The organism is Stenotrophomonas sp. CC22-02 (assembly GCF_004365115.1).
Taxonomy (GTDB): domain Bacteria; phylum Pseudomonadota; class Gammaproteobacteria; order Xanthomonadales; family Xanthomonadaceae; genus Stenotrophomonas; species Stenotrophomonas forensis.
In genome coordinates this window covers 206,026-224,138 of the sequence record NZ_SOCO01000001.1, presented here as the reverse complement: position 1 = coordinate 224,138, position 18,113 = coordinate 206,026, and the positions used below count along the sequence as shown (strand labels likewise).

Below are 18,113 nucleotides of genomic sequence, written 5' to 3'. Positions count from 1 at the left end.
AAGCACGCTTTGCAACTAATTGCATGGGATGTGGGCGGCCGCAGGCGGACACTGCAGGCCGAAAGAGACATTCCACATCGCCATCAAACAGATGTAATCACATCTGCTTCACATAACAGGCACGTATACACCACCTGCCTGAACAGCTTGGCGATGGCAGTTTCCATTTCAATCGAGAGGAACTTCCGATGATCCGCCGTATGCCCTGCCGTACCCCTTCCCCTTCGCTGCGCCCGCTTGCACGCAGCCTGCTACTCGCCCTGGCCACCCTGCCGGCTGGCGCTGCCCTGGCCGGAGACCTGGACGGGACCAACCACACCGTCGTTGCCGGTGACCCGGCTGAAGACTGGCGGGTACGTAACGGCGGCGAGCTGACGCTGGCTACCGGTGCGCAGGCCGGTTACATCCAGGCCGATGAGGATTCCCGTCTGGTGATGGATGGCGCCACCGTCACACGCCCGCTCAGCGGCTCGAACGCCGGCTCAAACCACGCCGTACGGGTATTGGAAGACGCCCAGCTCGAAGCCCGCAACACCACTTTCCTGGGCGGCGGAGTCTTTGTAGGCGGTGCCAGCGCGTCGGCCCATCTGGTGGACAGCCGCATCTTCGTGTCTACCGCCGCTGGTGATGCGAGGATCACCACTGGTATCGACATCACCAGCCTGGGCGGCACGTTGTCTACCGACCCGTCAATCACGATCGAGGGCACGCAGGTGCTGGTGGAGGATGCCAGCGCCCCCCTTCGACCGCTGACCAGCGGTATCGGCGCGCGAATGTCGTATGGCCGAATGAACATTCTCAACGGCTCCTACGTCGAGGGCGCCAACGTGGGCGCGTTGATCCTGGGGCTGAATACTGGTGAAGGCGCAGGCGCCACGCCCCCGCAGCTGCGGATAGATGGTTCCACCGTGAAATCCGGCCGGGGCGCGGCCATTCGCGTGGCACCGTTCAGGGATGATTCGAACATGCAGATCACCGTTGCCAACGGCTCCAACCTGATCAGCGGCGATGGCAACCTGCTGCTGGTGGAGTCCTACGATGGAAGCCAGGCCGCCGGCGCGGCCAACGTCAACTTCACCGTGGACGATTCGCGCCTGGCTGGCAACATCACCCTCGATCAAGCCACCGCCGCCAACAGCAGCCTGGACGTCATCCTGCGCAACAAGGCACAGATCGATGGCCGCTTCACCAACGTCACCTCGGCCGACATCGGCAGCGACAGCACCTGGCTGATGACCGGCGACAGCACCGTCGGCGCACTCACCCTGGGCGCCACCGGCACTGTCGCACTCGGCAACGGCAGCACGTTCAACACCCTCAACGTCGATAGCTTCACCGGCAGCGGCGGCACCCTGCTGTTCAACACCCAGCTGGGCGATGACACCTCGGCCACCGACAAGCTGATCGTGGCTGGCGATACCAGCGGCCAGGCCAACGTGCGCGTAGTCAATGCCGGTGGCGCCGGTGCGAAGACCGACAAGGGCATCGAACTGATCCGCGTGGGCGGTGCGTCCAACGGCCAGTTCGATCTGCAGGGCCGCGCGGTGGGCGGAAAGTACGAGTACTTCCTGTTCAAGGATGCCACCAACGGTGGCTGGTACCTGCGCTCGGAACTTGCCACCGTGCCCGACCCGTGCGTGGTCGACCCGACCCTGCCGGAGTGCGGGCCGATCATTGACCCGGTGGACCCGGTTGATCCGGTGGACCCCACCCCGGTGCTGCGCCCGGAAACCGGCGCCTACCTGGCCAACCAGTTCGCGGTGGACCAGCTGCTGCGCCACGGCTGGCGTGACCGCCAGGGCGGCAGCTTCAGCGACGACGGCGTGCGCGGCTGGGCGCGCGTGGATGCCAACCAGAGCAAGCTGGGCGCCGTGAATGACCAGCTGGACCTGCGCGTGGACCGCTCGCGCGTGCAGCTGGGTGCCGACATGGGCGTGTTCGACAGCGGCCGTGGCCGCGTGGGCGTGATGGGTACGCTGGCGCAATCCAGCGCGACCTCGCGTTCCGAGCTGACCGGCTACAGCGCCAGGGGCAAGGTGGAAGGCGGCGCACTGGGCGTGTACGGCAGCTGGAACAACGATGCCCTGTACGTGGATGCCAGTGTGCAGCGCGGCCAGTTCCGCAACCGCGTGCAGGGCGAAGGCCTGGCCGAGGAGCGCTACGATTCGGATATCTGGCAGAGCGCGCTGGAAGCTGGCTACCGCATCGGCATCGGCCAGATCGGCAGCACCGCCGTGAGCCTGCAGCCGGAACTGCAGCTGATCTACACCAACACCAGCACCGACCGCCACGAAGAAACCAACGGTACCGTGGTGCGTGCGCTGGACAACAACGGCCTGTCCGGCCGCCTGGGCCTGCGCCTGCAGGGCGAAGGCCACAGCACCGCCGGTGCCTCGGTCAGCCCGTATGTGGTGGCCAACTGGTACCGCGATGGCGCCAACAACGGCATCGCCTTCGATGATGAAGTGCTGAAGGCCGGCATCCCGCGCAATCGCTATGAACTGAGTGCCGGTGCACGCGTGCAGTTCCGCCGCGGCCTGAGTGCCTGGGGTGGCTTCGGTGTGATGCGTGGTGACCACGGCTACCGCGAAGCCACGGGCAACCTGAGCGTTGCGTACAAGTGGTAAGGCAGAACTGAAACGGCGCCGGAGCAATCCGGCGCCGTTTTTCTTTCTGTAGAGTCGAGCTTGCTCGACTGTTGTCGGCCGCAGTCGAGCATGGCTCGACTCTACACAAAGCAGTCGAGCAAGCTCGACTCTACAAGGGGCCATCGACGTCGGCACGGGTGCGGTTACCACGTGCATTTGCCGGCGATCACGCGTAACAAGTCACCTTCAGCGAACGACCTCGTATGTCGTGCGAACCAGTCCATCGTCTGTCGCATGACTCCCACGCACCACAAGCTGCACTTCGGCATCCAACACACCGAACAACGAACGCCCCGCCCCAAGCACGACGGGAGCGACCGAGATCGTGATCTCGTCAACCAGATCCGCGCGCAGAAACGCTTGAATGGTTCGGCCTCCATCGATGTACACATCGTGGACACCCAAAGCCTCAAGAAGCCGGCTCGCCTCCTCGACAGATCCTGCCACTCGCACACGCGAGTCATCGATCTGGCCACGCGTCGTCAGCACGACCACCTGCATGCCCTCAAACGGCCACTGGTCAAACCCGATGACCGTCTCGTAGGTGGCCCGCCCCATGACGATGGCGTCGATCTTCTCAATGAACGTGTCCCAGATCAGCGCTGGATGCTCGATCGCCGCGTTGACGTTGTGGCGACGTGCTGGCAAGTCGGTCAGCCAATCAAGCGTACCGTCTTCGCGGGCGATCTTGCCGTCGACACTTGTACCGATGAATACCCGTCCGCGCCAGGTTCGAGCCGTAGTCATTTCCATCTCCATCAATCGGTCGGGGGTGAGAGGGTACAGGCTCAAGCCGACGCGACAACACCCCGCTGTCGCTTTTGACCTTGAGCGTCGTATATCGACACTCCTAGACTCACGCCCCGCTGGATTCCCGAGCACCGAATCGAGCAACGCAGCACCACTTGGTCCATCTGACCACGCCAGGCTAAAGCCATCCTCCCCAGCCATCGGTAACTCACATGAAACGCGCTACCCGTCTTCTTCTGCTCCTGTCCATTGGCCTTCTTGCGGCATGTGATGCCATCCCGGATACGCGCGGCTACATCTATCCAAATGACCGCTATCTGGAGGAAAACGTAGCAAAATGGAACAGCATGGTCGACGCGGTGAACACCTGGAACGACGGCCCATGGGCAGAGGAGTTCCATGAGGCAGTTGATAGCGGAGATGACTTATCCAAGTTTCGCTTTCGACTGCAGAATGCACACAAGGACGCCGTCGAGCGGCGAGTATCTGCAGCACGCATGACACATCGCTCTGAGGCAGATGATCTGCACCAGCATCTGCTTGCATCGCTGCAGAGCACTGAAGACATGTTCTCCATCATGGTGTCCCTCGCAGAGCTGCCGGCCGGCTACACCACAGAGCAATCTGCATCGATTCTGGCGCGTTTGGAACCTGCCATTGAGCGTATGGATGCAGATCTCCAAAGGCTGAGTGATGCCCAGGACGCCTTTGCCAAGTCGGAGAAAATCCGGCTCACGACCAGTGACCCCACCCGTCACTAGAACCGACTCATGGGTCGACGCGACCGCATTGAAGACGGATCAACCTGCAACTTGTTGTATCGCATACGCCAAGCACGGTCGATACGATCACTGCCCCGTACATCATCCATCTTCAACATGATCAATCTTGCACTGCGCCCCTATCGCCTGTTCGCCTGTTTCAAAGGACGATCATCGAGGCGAGAGTTCTGGCTCTTCTTCCTTCTTCAACTCCTGGTGAACATTCTGATCGTTGGGACAATTGCATACGCCTCCCGACACGTGCCGCCCACCGCGCCCGCAGAAGGCGTGCGATTGAACGATCTGCTTGCATACGTTTGGTTTGGCTACATGCTGTTGAACGTCGTTCCGTTCTATGCGCTTGTCGCGCGCCGATTCCGCGATCTCGGCCAATCCGGGTGGATGTGCCTTACGTTCATGATCCCCGCACTTGGACCCGCCTTTGTGCTGTGGCAGATGCTTCTCCCCGGCCAAGAGGGCGATAACCTCTATGGACCTGCGCCACGATAAGCCCGTCCTCATATCTTGTAGAGCCGAGCGCACGCTCGGCTGCAGAGAATGTCGCGATCTGCACGCATTGACGGCTTTCGCCACGTCGCTGTAAACATTCGTACTTTTTCTACTTTCCAACTTTTCTCATTGGCAGCACGGGCGCTGCATGCAAATCATGTGCGGCCACCGACAACGGGTGGCACGGGCTTGCAATCCCGTTTGGTAACACCAGTTACGCTTGTCTGCCGGCGTCGCCCATACCCTGTGGGTGACGTCGGCAGGCATTCTGCCCCCATCTATGGCGGGCGGTGCGTGGGGGCCTCGTGCCCGCCGGCGTTTTGACTGGAGTTACCACCGGTATTGCAACCACGCATCGTCCGCCGCCCTTGCTGTTAAGCAGGGCGGCTCCTTCGCGTAACGCATAAGGAAGCCATCATGAGCGCCAATCGCTACCCGTTCCTGTTCGCCACCCTGGGCGATCTTGCCAACCAGCTACCCGCCGAGATTGCCGAGCCGCTGGAAACCACCCTCGCCGCCAACCCCGCCGCCAACGGCATCACCCTGCTCGATTGCCTGCAACGCATCCGCGATGTGGAGGCGGCCGATGGCCAGCCTTTGCTGCGGAAAGGCCGCGCGCCTGGCCAGTGCGTGGCGCTGGCGCGCATCAACCGCGCCAATGCCGGGCTGACGGTGCTGCTGGAACTGCTGCACGCCAGCGAACGGGTGCGCGTGGATGGCGAAGAAGCGCAGCAGGTGGGCAACGACGTGCGCGAGGGCCTGCTGCTGGCCTGCCGTGGGTTGTCTGAATATGTGGATGAGCAGGTGCAGGCCGCCTGAGGTGTGGCGCCGGGCATGGCCCGGCGCTACCAGCGGGGCTACAGGCGCATCATTGCCGCCGGGGCGCCCGACCGCCAAACGTCCGCTGCACGATGACAAAGAACAGCGGCACGAACACCAGGCCCAGCAGCGTGCCCACGAACATCCCACCCAGCACGCCCGTGCCGATCGCCCGCTGTGCGCCCGAACCTGCGCCGCTCGCCAGGGCGAGGGGCAGCACGCCTAGACCAAACGCCAACGAGGTCATGATGATCGGCCGCAGGCGGTCCCGCACAGCATGCAGCGTGGCATCAACCAGTTCGGCACCGTTGTGCATGTGCTCCCTCGCGAACGCGACAATCAGGATCGCATTCTTGCTGGTCAGGCCCACGGTGGTCAGCATGGCCACCTGGAAGTAGATGTCCCGTTCCAGCCCGACAAGCGTGTTGGCCAGTACCGCGCCGAGGATGCCCAGCGGGGCCGCCAGCAGCACCGCCGTGGGGATCGTCCAGCTCTCATACAGGGCGGCCAGACACAGGAACACCACCAGCAGTGACAGAACAAACAGCAGCAGCGCCTGTGCCTGTGACGCCCGCTCCTGCACGGCACTGCCCGTCCATTCCACGCTGAAGCCCGCAGGCAGCTGCTTGGCCAACCGCTCGATCTCCGCGATCGCCTGGCCCGACGCCACACCCATCGCCGGCTCGCCCTGGATCTCCATCGCAGACACTCCGTTCTGCCGCTCCAGCCGTGGGGAGGCGTGCGACCAGTCCGCACTGGCGAAGGAGGCGAAGGGCACCATGCTGCCGTCTTCATTCTTCACGGACCAGCGGTTCAGGTCGTCCTTTTTCATCCGGAAGGGAGCATCTGCCTGTACGTACACGCGCTTGGTGCGCCCGCGATCCACGAAGTCGGCCACGTAGCGCCCGCCCCAGGCAGCACTCAGGGTGCCGAGGGCAACCGCCGGGTCCAGGCCATGCGAACGTGCGCGGGCAGCGTCCACGTCCATCTTGAGGACGGGCATGTCGACCATGCCGTTGGCCCGCATTCGAGCCAGTCTGGAGCTTTCTGCGGCGAGGGCGAGCAACTGATCGCGCGCCGCAGCCAGGACAGCATGTCCTTGCCCCGCATCGTCCTTCAGGAAGAAGCTGAACCCGGAAACCGTACCCAGGCCGGGCACAGGCGGGGGCGAGAGCACATGCATGCTGGCATCCCCGTGCAGGGCAAGCGCGTTGGATGCGCGCGCCACGATGGCGTCTGCCGAATCCGCGCCGGACCGCACAGACCAGTCCTTCAATCGCAGGAAGGCCAGCCCCGCGTTCTGGCCCATGCCTGCGTAGTTGTAGCCGGCAACGGTGAACATCGATTCGACAACCGGATCCTGCTCGAGGAAGTAGGTTTCGACGAACCTGAGCGCCTCCTGCGTTCGCGCAAGCGTAGCCCCGGGCGGCGTCTGCACCATCACCACCAGCGTTCCCTGGTCTTCATTGGGAAGGAACGAGCTCGGCAGGCGCACGAAGAGCACTGCCATCAGTGCCGTCAGCGCGACAAACAGCAGCAGGAAACGCCATGGGCGATGCAGTACGCCATTCACCCCACGCTGGTAGAGGGCGCTGGTGCGATCAAAGCGCTCGTTGAACCTGCCAAACCATCGCCCGATCCATCGCATCTTGCCTGTGTCGGCATGGCCGTGCGCTGCCGGCTTCAGCAGCGTGGCGCACAACGCCGGCGTCAGTATGATCGCCACGATGACCGAGAGCGCCATGGCCGAAACCAAGGTGGCGGTGAACTGGCGGTAGATGACGCCGGTTGCCCCGTCCATGAAGGCCATCGGCACGAACACGGCGGAGAGCACCACGCCAATGCCAACCAGTGCGCCGGTAATCTGCCCCATCGACTTCCGCGTGGCATCGCGCGCCGAAAGCCCCTCCTCCACCATGATCCGCTCGACATTCTCGACAACCACGATCGCATCGTCCACGAGCAGGCCGATGGCCAGCACCATGGCAAACATCGTCAGCATGTTCACCGAGAAGCCCATGACCGCCAGGATGCCAAACGTGCCCAGCAGCACGACCGGCACTGCAATGGTCGGAATCAGGGTTGCCCGCAGGTTCTGCAGGAACAGGTACATCACCACGAAAACCAGGAGGATGGCCTCCAGCAGGGTCTTGATCACGCCCTGGATGGACAGCCGGACGAAGGGCGTCGTGTCGTAGGGAACCACGGCCCGGACACCTGCGGGCATACCGGGACCGAGCGCCGCCACGGCGTCATCAACGGCCGCGCGGGTCTCCAGTGCATTGGCCCCGGGCGCCAGTGAGATGCCGATACCGGCCGCCGGTTTTCCGTTCAGGCGGTTGCCGAAGTCATAGCTCTCCGCCCCCAGCTCGACCCGGGCAACCTCGCCCAGGCGCAGTACGCCGCCATGCGCTTTGCTGCGGATGACCACCTGGGCGAACTCGGCAGCGGTGCGCATGGGCGACGCCCCCTCGATGAAGGCGCCCAGCTGCTGGCCCTCGACGGCGGGTGCGCCGCCCAACTCCCCCAGCGGTACCTGCAGGTTCTGCGCACCGATTGCGCTGACCAGCTCATCCACCGACAGGTTGTAGCGATCCATCCTGACCGGATCGAGCCAGATACGCATCGCATACTTGCCACCAAACTCCCGTACCTGGCCCACGCCAGGCACCCGCCTGATGGCATCCACCACCGTCGTCCCGACATAGTCGGCAACGTCGGCCTCGCTCAACCGCCCGTCTTCAGAGACGAATGCGAGCATCTGCAGATAGTCGCCACTCGACTTGGTCACCGCCAGCCCGCGGCGCTGCAGGGCCTCGGGCAGCGATGGCATCGCCAGCTGGACGCGGCTCTGCACCTGGGTCTGCGCCTGGTCCAGATCGATGCCGTTGCGGAACACAAGGGTGATCATCGCGTAGCCACCGTAGGAGTAGCTCTGCGAGGAGAAGTGCAGCATGCCTTCAAGGCCACCCAGCTGCTGTTCCACCACCTGCACCACCGTCTCCTGGATGACACTGGCCGACGCACCCGGGTAGATGCCGGTGATGGTGATGGTCGGTGGCGCAACATCCGGGTACATGGCCACCGGCATGCGGGCCAGCGCCAGGCCACCGGCCAGCATGATCAGCAGTGAGATGACCCACGCAAGCACGGGGCGGTCGATGAAGAACCGCGACATCAGCTCTCCCCAACTGCAGCAGCCGCTTCCAACGGCGCAACGCGGATGCCCGGCTGCAGCTTGTGCAGGCCCTGCACGGCAATGCGCTCACCCGCGCTCAGGCCATCTTCCACCAACCAGCGTTCACCCAGCGCCCGCCCCAGCAGCACGGTCCGGCGCGACACCTGGCCGCTGCTGTCGACCACCATGACATGGGTTTCCCCGTTGGCCTCCCGCGTCACGGCCTTCATGGGCACCAGCACTGCCTCGCGGCGCACCCCGGCACCGAGGGTGGCCGAAACATACATGCCGGGCAGCAACATGCCGTCGGGGTTGGCGACCCGCACCCGCAGGCCATAGGTGCCCGTTGCAGGGTCCACGCTTACATCAGAGAACTGCAGCGTGCCGGTACGATGGAGGGCACTGCCGTCCTCCAGGCGGATAGCCACGGGCAGCGCTCGATTGTCATGCAGGCGGCCATCGGCGAGATCACGACGGAGTTGCAACCATTCCGCTGCGGATTGGGACAGGTCCACATACATCGGATCCAGCCCGCGCACCGTCGCCATGGCAGTGGGCTGGTGCGAGGTGACCAACGCGCCTTCCTTAACATGGGACCGCCCGATCCAGCCATTGATGGGGGCAACGATGCGCGCGTGGCCCAAGGCAACCTTCGCGCGCTGCAGGGACGCCATGGCCATCTTGATGTCTGCCTCTGCGCGCTCATATGCGGCAGTCGAGCGTTCCGCCTCCTGATGGCTGACCATCTGGATGCCGGCCAACTGCTTCAGCCGCACGGCCTCCTTGCGCGCAGCAGCGCACGTGGCATGGGCATACTCCAGGCGCGCCCTTGCATCGTCACGGGCTGCACGCAGGGTGGCGTCATCAAGCTGGTAGAGCGGCTGCCCCGAGACGACCTGGCTGCCCTCTTCGAACAGACGCCGGGCGACGATGCCATCGGCCTGGGGGCGGACTTCCGCCTCGTGGGCAGCGGCCACTCTGCCGGGAAGCACGACGTGCAGTTCAGCGTCTTCAGCGGTCAGGGTCTGAACCTCCACGGTAACAGGTGCATCCTCTTTCTCCGGGCCAGAGGGCGTGCATGCGGTGAGGAAGGTGATCAGCGCGAGCAGAGGCGCGCGCTTGAGTGGCAACTGCATGGGTGATGCTCCATGAGGTAATGGAACTCCGCGTGGACGAGCGCAGCGGAGGGCGGCGCGTCATTCAACTTTTTTGAGTTCTCACTTCCTATGAAGAAACTTGCAAAACGCCCGCCCGATGCCACCGTGATTCAGCCGCCGGCATGCATGCCGCGCCGCAAGCACGGAAGTGGTGAGGTAGATAAAGCAACGGCGCCGGAGAAATCCGGCGCCGTTCTGCTTTCTGTAGCGTCGAGCTTGCTCGACTGCTCTTCGTCCGGACTACGGCAGTTCCCACGCTGCGCGTGGCGAGCCGAGCATGGCTCGACTCTACAACGGCAACCGCAACACCACCATGGCACCACCCATGCCCGAATCAGCAATATCCACCGTGCCGTTGTGGCGTTCGACGATGGTCTTGACCATCGCCAGGCCCAACCCGAACCCTCCGCTGCTTTCGCCCAACCGCACATACGGCATGAACACGCGCGCGCGGAATGCAACAGGAATGCCGGGGCCATCATCCTCCACGCGGATGCACACGCGGTCGCCTTCAACCTGCGCGTGAACGCTCACCCGTTCACGTGCATGCCGCGTCGCATTGGCCAGCACATTGCGCAGTGCCAGTTCCATTGCCATGGCATGCGCCTTCACCACCACGCCCGGTGCACAGCGGCAGCGAATCACCACCTCTGTGCGAGCCTGCACATGCGCCACCACCGCGTCCATCAATGCCGGCAATGCCACCTCGCTGCGGTCGACCAGCGGCATGCGGCCGAACCGGATGTACTCGATACCCGCGGTACTCAATCCATCCAGGTGCTGGATATCGGTCTCGACCTCGCGCAGCAGCGCGTCATGCTCCACCACATCCTTGCGCGCGGCCTGCAAAAGGCTGGCGGTGAATCGGATGCGTGCCAGCGGCGTGCGCAGCTCATGCGCCATCGCCTGGCCCATCAGCCGCTGTCCGTCCAGCAGCAGGCGCATCTGTTCGGCCATGTCCTGCAACGCCAGCGCCAGTGGCTTCAGCAGCGCGGTGCGCATGGGTGGCACCGGATGGTCGAAGCAATTGGCACGCAGGTGCCCCACCGCCCGCTGCAACGTGCGGATGTCATGCCACAGCCGGTGGATGAGGAAGTAGAGCGGCACGGCCACGGCAGTGGCCAGGGCCAACCACAATCCAATCCACGTGATCTGCCCTTCCACCTCCACCGGGGCGTCGGTCCAATCGCCCACCGCCAGCACGCAATCCCCTGTGCCCAGCCGACGGTAGCTTCTGCCTTCTTCCAGCACCACCGCGCCCGGCACCCGCTGCAGACGACGGCGATCGTCCGGCGCCAGCGTGTCGGGTAGCTCATTCAAGGCCAGCAACTGCAGTGGGTAGCCGGTCTCATGCTCTATGGCGCGAAGCAGCGCACGCCGATCACCCTGCGGCTGGGCCAACAGACGCTCACCCAGCATGGCGTGTACCCGCCTGGCTTCGGCATGCTCGGCCTTTTCATGTGTGGTCTGCACCCAGCGCATCCACAGTTCGGTGCCTGCATACAGCAATGCCACCTGTGCCAGCAGGAACACCGCGCAATAGCGTGCATAGAGCCGAAGCGGCCCAGGGTTGCGCCGTTTCATTGCCAGCCGGACTGGCTGAAAAGATAGCCCTGCCCGCGTACCGTCTTGATCCGCGTGGCCTCCAGATCGGTATCGCCCAGCTTGCGGCGCAGGCGGGAAATGCGCGCATCGATGGAGCGGTCCATGCCGTCGAAACCGATGCCACGCAACTGCTTGAACAGGTGGTCGCGGCTGAGGACGCGGCCTGCATTGCTGGCCAGAACGGACAGCAGGTCGAACTCGGATGTGGTCAGCTGCACCGGTTCCTGGCCCAGCAGGACATCGCGCGAGGCCAGATCGATACGCAACTGGCCAAACAGCAGCACGTCACCTTCACCACTGCTCTGCGAGCGCCGCAGATGCGCGCGCAGCCGTGCCAGCAGCAGCCGCGGTTCCACGGGCTTGGAAATGTAGTCGTCGGCGCCCAGTTCCAGCCCCAGCACCTGATGGATGTCGTCGGCGCGGGCGCTGAGAATGCACAGCAGCCCTTTGTAGCCGGGGCGGATGGCACGGCACAGATCCAGGCCGTCGATGTCGGGCAGGCCCAGGTCCAGCAGCACGATATCCGGTGGATCGGCGGTGATGGCATCCAGCGCACTGGCACCGTCGCTGACGCGTTGCAGTTCGAAGCCGTGCCCCTGCAGGTAGCGCATCACCAGGCTGGCAAGCCGATCATCATCTTCGACCAGAAGTAGTCGGGTCATGTCGCTTTCTCACATCAACTGCCGGCATGCTAGTCAGTGCGAACGGCACCGGTCAGTGGCAATTGCGACAAACCTATCCATCGTTCCTGCACGGTTAACCGTTGCAGCCAGGGCCAGGTTACACACCGTCGCACACCGTCTTTTCCGCTACACACAGGCACCTGCAATGCGCTGAGGAACCCCCACTGCCGGGGCGGCAGGATGGCGGCTCCCAACCAACGGAGTTTCTCCATGCGTATGTCAGTTGCCTCCCTCGCCCTCGTGCCCTGCCTGCTGCTGGCCGGCCACGCCAGTGCACAGTCCGCCGACCGCTCCGGTCTCTACGGCTTCGCCGGTGCCAGCAAGAGTGATGTATTCACGCCTGGCACGAACCAGCAGGGCCAGAAGAGCGACCGCAAGTGGAGCGATGGCAAGCTGGGCTATACGGTGGGCGTGGGCTATCGCATCACCCCGAGCCTGGCGCTGGAAGCGGCCTACCACCGGCAGGCATCCGAATCGCGCTCCAGCAGCCGCAGCAAGAACACTGATACGCCTATCGCTGGCGGCTACACCGGCAGCCATGCGTCGGCATCGGCGCTGGGCATCCTGCCGATCGGTGATCGATTCGAGATTTTCAGCCGTCTCGGTGTGGCATCGATGCAGACGTCGTTCAAGGCGGACCGCGACAGCTCACTGGACAACCGTAGTTCGCGGCAGTGGGCCATGCAGTACGGCTTTGGCGCCACGATGAATCTTGGCGAGAACAGCTTCCTGCGCACTGAATGGAGTGCGCTGGTACCCCGCGGCAAGAGCGGAGCCGCACAGGCTGTCGGGCGTGACCGCATTCGCCATTCGCAGATCGGCGTCGCCTTCGGCCATCGCTTCTAAGCGCGTGGCCTGAGCACGCCACTGTGCGGGTTGGCATCCACGCTGAGGCGTGAGAAGGGAGTGCTCTCTGTAGAGTCGAGCCATGCTCGACTGCTCTTCTGCGCGTGGCAAGTCAAGCATGGCTCGACGCTACAGAGTTTGTCGCATTCGGCACGAAGCGCGCTCTACCGCCTGCCAACGACCAGATTCCAATTCTTTCGAACTTTACGATTTTTCTCATTGGCAGCACTGGCGCTGCATGCAAATGATGTGCGGCCACCGACAACGGGTGGCACGGGCTTCCAATCCCGTTTGAAGCATCTGGTGGTTACGCTTGTCTGCCGGCGCCGCTCATTCCCTGTGGGTGGCGCCGGCAGGCATTCTGCTCGCACATCCATGGCGGGCGGTGCGTGGGGGCCTCGTGCCCGCCGGCTTCTTCACCAGATGCTTCACCGGTATTGGAACCACGCATCGTCCGCCGCCCTTGCTGTTAAGCAGGGCGGCTCCTTCGCGTAACGCACAAGGAAGCCACCATGAGCGCCAATCGCTACCCGTTCCTGTTCGCCACTCTGGGCGATCTTGCCAACCAGCTGCCTGCCGAGATTGCCGAGCCGCTGGAAACCACCCTCGCCGCCAACCCTGCCGCCAACGGCATCACCTTGCTGGATTGCCTGCAACGCATCCGCGAGGTGGAGGCGGCCGATGGCCAGCCCCTGCAGCGGAAAGGGCGTTCGTCGGGCCAATGCATGGCACTGGCGCGCATCAACCGCGCCAACGCCGGGCTGACGGTGTTGCTGGAACTGCTGCATGCCAGCGAGCGCGTGCGCGTGGATGGCGAGGAAGCGCAGCAAGTGGGCAACGACGTACGCCAGGGCCTGCTGTTGGCGTGCCGGGGCTTGTCGGAGTACGTGGATACGCAGGTCTACGTGGCCTGAGCGATGCTGCCGGGTCTTCTGTAGAGTCGAGCTTGCTCGACTGCCTTTCGTAGAGTCGAGCTTGCTCGACTGCGTCCGCCAAGAGCAGTCGAGCAAGCTCGACTCTACAGAAGCGGGCTTCAGCGGTAGGTGGCCGTCAGGATCGCCTGCCCTTCCACCAGGCCTGCGCCAAAGTCGCCCGCAATGCGGTGGTAGCGCGCGGCCAGTGGAATCATCTGCGGCCCCACTTGGGTGCGCGCGATGGACCAGGCCTTGCCCAGTTCTACCGGGCTGCCTTCGCGCAGCAATTGCACCCGCACACCATCGGCCGTGGCATTGCTGGTTGGACTCAGCAGGCTGCCTGCATTGCCGGGCGCGTGCGCGTCGGTCAGGGTGAGATCCAGGGCAAAATTGCCGTTGCAGTCCATCGCCACCTCGAATGCCTCCAATCCAGCATCGCTGCCTGCGGCGGGAAGATCGGCCGCACGGATGTCCTGCAGGGAAACTGCCTTGTCGGTGAACGTGCAGGTCGGCATGTCCAACGTGGCTGAAAAGCTGAAGGTGTCGGTCTTCACAAAGGCGGGATAGAGCGGCGAGATGTGCGTGACCGGCCCCAGCACGGTGGACGGTATCGATTCCATCAGCCCACCCCGTGCCATTGCGGCCATCCGCACGATCGAGCCACGCTGGTTGGTCGCGTGCGCCTGCGAAGGAACGTGCATGGGCATGCGCACGTCCAACGGCCCATAGTGGTCTGGGGTAATGGGATCACCATCCCAGTCGACGTACCTGAAAATCAACAAGGGCGAGCGCGGGTAGCTCCGCAGCCCGAAGGCCGGATAGCTCAGGCCTTCAAAGGTGATGTTCTCCACATAGACCAGCTCTGGCAGCAGAGCAGTGAGATCGCGGGGCACCACCTCGCCCGGCGTGCAACCGGTCAGGAACTGGTTGGCCCCCATGTTGGTCCAGTTGCCTATGCGCGTGTGCCTGGGCGCATTGGCCCAGCCGGTGATGTTGAGGCTGATGGCCGAGCCGGCGTTGTGCTGGCCGGTGCAGGCAACGGCACTTGCCGAGAACAGCAAGCCCAATGCCGCGCAGATACCGCCATCACGCAAGCGGCGCCGCTGGCGGTGCGGGAGGGCAGTAAGGGTTGCCATTGCGATGTCTCCATGTACGCCGTGGGTGCTATCGGTACGTTGCGGTGATCACCGCCTGCCCCTCAACCACGCCGCCATGCAACGTCCCCGTCTCGCGGTAGTAGCGAGCGCCCAACGTCACATCCTGCGCCCCGTTCTGGCTCATCGGCACTGGCCAGCGTCGGGCCAGCACCACTGGGTCGCCCTCAAGCAGCAACTGCACGCTCACGGCACCGGCCGTTGCGTTGCCGGTGGGTGTCAATCGGCTGCCGTTGTTGCCCGGCGCATTGGCGTCTGTCAATTCCAGGAACATCGGGAACGCGCCGTTGCAGTTCATCGGCACATTGAACTCCCGCTCACGGGCAGTGCTGCCTTCCGTGGGCAGATCGGCAATGTCCACATCCTGCAGCGTGACCGCGGTCGCGGTGAGCGTGCAGGTCTTGGTCTTCAGGGTGGCGGTGACGCTGTAGTTGTCCTTCTTTACAAGTGCGGGATAGCTCGGCGTCGAATAGGTGATCTCTCCCACAATGGTGGTCGGCAACGCCTCCATTTCGCCACCGCGCGACACCGCGGCCATGCGCACCCACGACCAGCGACTGCTGCCGCTCCAGCCAGCGCCGGATAGCTGCAGGCCGGTCAGCGGGTTGAAGGGAAAAAGCTGAGCTCCTCCGCTGCCGTTGCCGATCGCCAATTGAAAGATCAGCAGCGGCGCTCTGGGCTTGCCGTGGATTCCGAACGCCGGAAAGGTCTCCCCCCCCACAAAAACGTTCCGTACAAACTCCAGGTCGGGCATTGCCGCTGAGACATCAACGGGTATCAGTTCACTGTTGCTGCAACCCCTCAGGTAGACGGCGTTGCCATCATGCATCCAGGGACTGACGATGACACCTTCATCGATATCGTCCCAGGCATCGATCCTGATGCTGGTGTTGGCCCCACCCTGCACGCTGGTGCAGGCCTCTGCCGCGCCTTGCATCAGCAAGCCGCAGCCGAGCAGCATCATTGCCGCGCGGCAGCGGCCAGTGCCACCGAATAATTGAATTTTCATTCTGAGCTACCTCACCCTTTCTGTTTTTGTGCGGGCTATCTGTAAGTGGCGGTAATCACCGCCTGCCCTTCCACCACACCGCCATGGAACGTGCCCGCCTCGCGGTAGTAGCGCGCAGCCAGGGTGATGTTCTGCTTTCCGTTCTGGGTGAGCGGAATCGTCCAGCTCTTGCCCAGCTCCACCGGCGCGCCTTCGCGCAACAGTTCTACGCGCACCGCGCCGGCAGTGCTGTTTGCTGTGGGTGTCAGGCGGCTGCCAGTATTGCCCGGCAGGTTGGCGTCGGTCAGTACCACCTCAATGGGGAACGCGCCATTGCAGTCCATCGCCACGTTGAAATCGCGCTCGCCTGCATGGCTGCCGCTGGCGGGAAGATCAGCTGCTGCCACTTCCACCAAAGCAACTGGCGTGTCGGACAGCTTGCAGGTGGGTATACGCAGATTGGCCGTCATCGTGATGGTGTCGGTCTTGACGAAGGCGGGGTACAGCGGCGACTGCCGGCTTACAGTGCCCAGCAGCGTGGAGGGGACCCGCTCCATGATGCCGCCGCGAGACACAGCCGCCATCATCACCTGCGAGCCTCGACCACTCGAGTCCAGTGGCTTTGATGGAAAATTGACCGTGCCGCGGATATCCAGCGGCTGGGGCTCTTCGCGAATGACGCCCGAACCGGTCCAGATCAGGTGCTGAAAGATGAGCAAGGGTGAGCGCGGGTAAGCAATCAAACCGAAGGCTGGATAGGTCTTACCATTCACCGTGACATTGCGGATGAATTCCAGGCCCGGAAGCGCCGAGGTGACATCCATGGAAACTGCCTGGCTGTACGAACACCCGGTCAGGAACTGGGCATTGCCACTACCTGTCGTGAAATTGGCGATCAACTTATCCTGCTCTACGTCATCCCAGGCGTCGATCACCATCGTTACCGCGCCGCCCGCATTGTGCTGCCCGGTGCAGGCAGCTGCCGTGGCCGAAGCCAGCAAACCCAGTACCGTCCACGCACAACGGCTACGCACAATGCGTCGCGTCAGCTCAAGCTGGAATGTAGGAGTTGCCATCGTGTTGCGTCCTGTCAGATAGAGAGAAACTGCTACCGATACGTAGCGGTGATGACCGCCTGGCCTTCCACGTCACCGATCTTCAACGCACCCGGCACACGGGTGTAGCGCGCCTGCAGATCGATGTTCTGTTCACCATTGCCGGAAGCACCGTGGTCCCATTGCTGGCCGAGTTTCACCGGCACGCCGTTGTGCAGCAGTTCTACCTGCACACCCTCCGCTGTCGCATGGGCAGTCGGCTTCAGCAGGCTGCCGGTGGCGGTGGGGTCATTCGCATCGGTCAGCGTCAGCTTTACCGGAATGCCTGCCGCTTCGCACTGCATCTTCACCGGGAAGGTCTGCTCAGGGCTGCTGTCGCCTACCGTACGCACTACGTCGGCACTTATCCCGGTAAGCGTGAACGCCGTGTTGCTGAGGCTGCACGTGGGTTGCCGGATGTTTACCGTGACAGACACGGTGTGACGGATCGCCTGCGGCAACTCTGTGTGCTGCGCCACCTCGACACCCAGCCGTGTGTTTGGCACCGGCTGCATGCCCGCGCGTGCCACTACGCCAACGTGGGCTCTGCTGGGTATCAGGCCGCCACCGTCCGTGTAGAGAGTGGCCTTGGTCCCCGTGCCTTCGTTCGCGGGAATCAGCTCCATTCCACCTCCGCCCCCCTGGTTGGATGTCTTCAGGTCAAGCGGGAAGAAGAACAATGGAGAAGTCGCGCTTAACTGATAGGTCACATAGGTCTTTCCGCCGTAAACGACAGTCGATACCCGAGTCAGTCCACTTCCCTCCAGGGAAACCTCCACGGGGTGCGCGCGGCTGTTATCGCATTTGGTGAACCAGCCCAAGGGCCCCTGCAGGACGGTGATCTTACCGGGTGGATCAGACTCATTGAGGTCAAACGTGGGGGCAAAGTTCCCCCCCCAACCTGAGCAGGCAATTGCGCCACCGCTTGCCAGACACAGCAGTGGACCCGCCAGGATGCTGAGGAGCTTGCGCGACCCAGGTGATCGCTGGAAGGGCAGCTGCATTC

At 63.5% G+C, this 18,113-nt stretch carries 15 protein-coding genes; 6 read left to right on the top strand and 9 right to left on the bottom strand.

The window, feature by feature from the left end:
• Window positions 1–188 precede the first annotated feature (188 nt).
• Window positions 189–2,627, top strand: a complete 2,439-nt coding sequence (locus N440_RS00965) for an autotransporter outer membrane beta-barrel domain-containing protein (protein ID WP_243831271.1) — start codon at window positions 189–191, stop codon at window positions 2,625–2,627.
• A 207-nt stretch (window positions 2,628–2,834) separates the two neighbouring features.
• Here N440_RS00965 and N440_RS00960 read toward each other — a convergent pair whose 3' ends face one another.
• On the bottom strand, window positions 2,835–3,395 hold the full coding sequence (locus tag N440_RS00960) for a dihydrofolate reductase family protein (protein ID WP_243831270.1): 561 nt from the start codon (window positions 3,393–3,395) through the stop codon (window positions 2,835–2,837).
• A gap of 215 nt (window positions 3,396–3,610) precedes the next feature.
• Between N440_RS00960 and N440_RS00955 the strand changes: the two genes are divergently transcribed.
• The 3 genes from N440_RS00955 (at window position 3,611) to N440_RS00945 (ending at window position 5,488) form a co-directional block, all read left to right on the top strand.
• Window positions 3,611–4,159: a hypothetical protein gene (locus tag N440_RS00955; protein ID WP_133933817.1), complete on the top strand. Its 549-nt coding sequence runs from the start codon at window positions 3,611–3,613 to the stop codon at window positions 4,157–4,159.
• Between the two features lie 117 nt (window positions 4,160–4,276).
• Window positions 4,277–4,669 (top strand): DUF805 domain-containing protein, encoded by a 393-nt coding sequence (locus tag N440_RS00950; protein WP_166671529.1) that lies wholly within the window; start codon window positions 4,277–4,279, stop codon window positions 4,667–4,669.
• Between the two features lie 417 nt (window positions 4,670–5,086).
• On the top strand, window positions 5,087–5,488 hold the full coding sequence (locus tag N440_RS00945; protein WP_133933815.1) for a hypothetical protein: 402 nt from the start codon (window positions 5,087–5,089) through the stop codon (window positions 5,486–5,488).
• A gap of 49 nt (window positions 5,489–5,537) precedes the next feature.
• On the opposite strand, the gene N440_RS00940 is transcribed toward N440_RS00945, so the two are convergent.
• The 4 genes from N440_RS00940 to N440_RS00925 all read right to left on the bottom strand — a co-directional run bounded on the left by N440_RS00940 (window position 5,538) and on the right by N440_RS00925 (window position 12,090).
• Window positions 5,538–8,666 (bottom strand): efflux RND transporter permease subunit, encoded by a 3,129-nt coding sequence (locus N440_RS00940; RefSeq protein ID WP_133933814.1) that lies wholly within the window; start codon window positions 8,664–8,666, stop codon window positions 5,538–5,540.
• Window positions 8,666–9,802: an efflux RND transporter periplasmic adaptor subunit gene (locus N440_RS00935; RefSeq protein WP_133933813.1), complete on the bottom strand. Its 1,137-nt coding sequence runs from the start codon at window positions 9,800–9,802 to the stop codon at window positions 8,666–8,668. The genes N440_RS00940 and N440_RS00935 overlap by 1 nt, the downstream gene beginning before the upstream one ends.
• 309 nt (window positions 9,803–10,111) lie before the next feature.
• Window positions 10,112–11,407 (bottom strand): ATP-binding protein, encoded by a 1,296-nt coding sequence (locus N440_RS00930; protein ID WP_133933812.1) that lies wholly within the window; start codon window positions 11,405–11,407, stop codon window positions 10,112–10,114.
• A complete protein-coding gene (locus tag N440_RS00925; RefSeq protein ID WP_133933811.1) occupies window positions 11,404–12,090 on the bottom strand; it encodes a winged helix-turn-helix domain-containing protein in 687 nt (228 codons plus the stop codon). The genes N440_RS00930 and N440_RS00925 overlap by 4 nt, the downstream gene beginning before the upstream one ends.
• Before the next feature lie 231 nt (window positions 12,091–12,321).
• On the opposite strand from N440_RS00925, the gene N440_RS00920 reads away from it, so the two are divergent.
• Together N440_RS00920 and N440_RS00915 are read left to right on the top strand one after the other, a co-directional pair.
• Complete coding sequence (locus N440_RS00920; RefSeq protein ID WP_166671528.1) at window positions 12,322–12,957, top strand: outer membrane beta-barrel protein; 636 nt, start codon at window positions 12,322–12,324, stop codon at window positions 12,955–12,957.
• 512 nt (window positions 12,958–13,469) lie between these two features.
• Window positions 13,470–13,871, top strand: coding sequence for a hypothetical protein (locus N440_RS00915; protein ID WP_133933809.1), 402 nt, complete (start codon window positions 13,470–13,472; stop codon window positions 13,869–13,871).
• A 119-nt stretch (window positions 13,872–13,990) separates the two neighbouring features.
• Here N440_RS00915 and N440_RS00910 read toward each other — a convergent pair whose 3' ends face one another.
• From N440_RS00910 to N440_RS00895, 4 genes are read right to left on the bottom strand one after another with little or no spacing between them, the layout of a single operon-like run.
• Entirely contained in the window at window positions 13,991–15,007 is a 1,017-nt protein-coding gene (locus N440_RS00910; RefSeq protein ID WP_133933808.1) for a fimbrial protein, read from the bottom strand.
• A gap of 28 nt (window positions 15,008–15,035) precedes the next feature.
• Window positions 15,036–16,034, bottom strand: a complete 999-nt coding sequence (locus N440_RS00905; RefSeq protein ID WP_133933807.1) for a fimbrial protein — start codon at window positions 16,032–16,034, stop codon at window positions 15,036–15,038.
• Between the two features lie 35 nt (window positions 16,035–16,069).
• Window positions 16,070–17,089, bottom strand: a complete 1,020-nt coding sequence (locus N440_RS00900; RefSeq protein WP_133933806.1) for a type 1 fimbrial protein — start codon at window positions 17,087–17,089, stop codon at window positions 16,070–16,072.
• Window positions 17,090–17,121: 32 nt separating this feature from the next.
• On the bottom strand, window positions 17,122–18,111 hold the full coding sequence (locus tag N440_RS00895; protein ID WP_133933805.1) for a fimbrial protein: 990 nt from the start codon (window positions 18,109–18,111) through the stop codon (window positions 17,122–17,124).
• Window positions 18,112–18,113 lie beyond the last annotated feature (2 nt).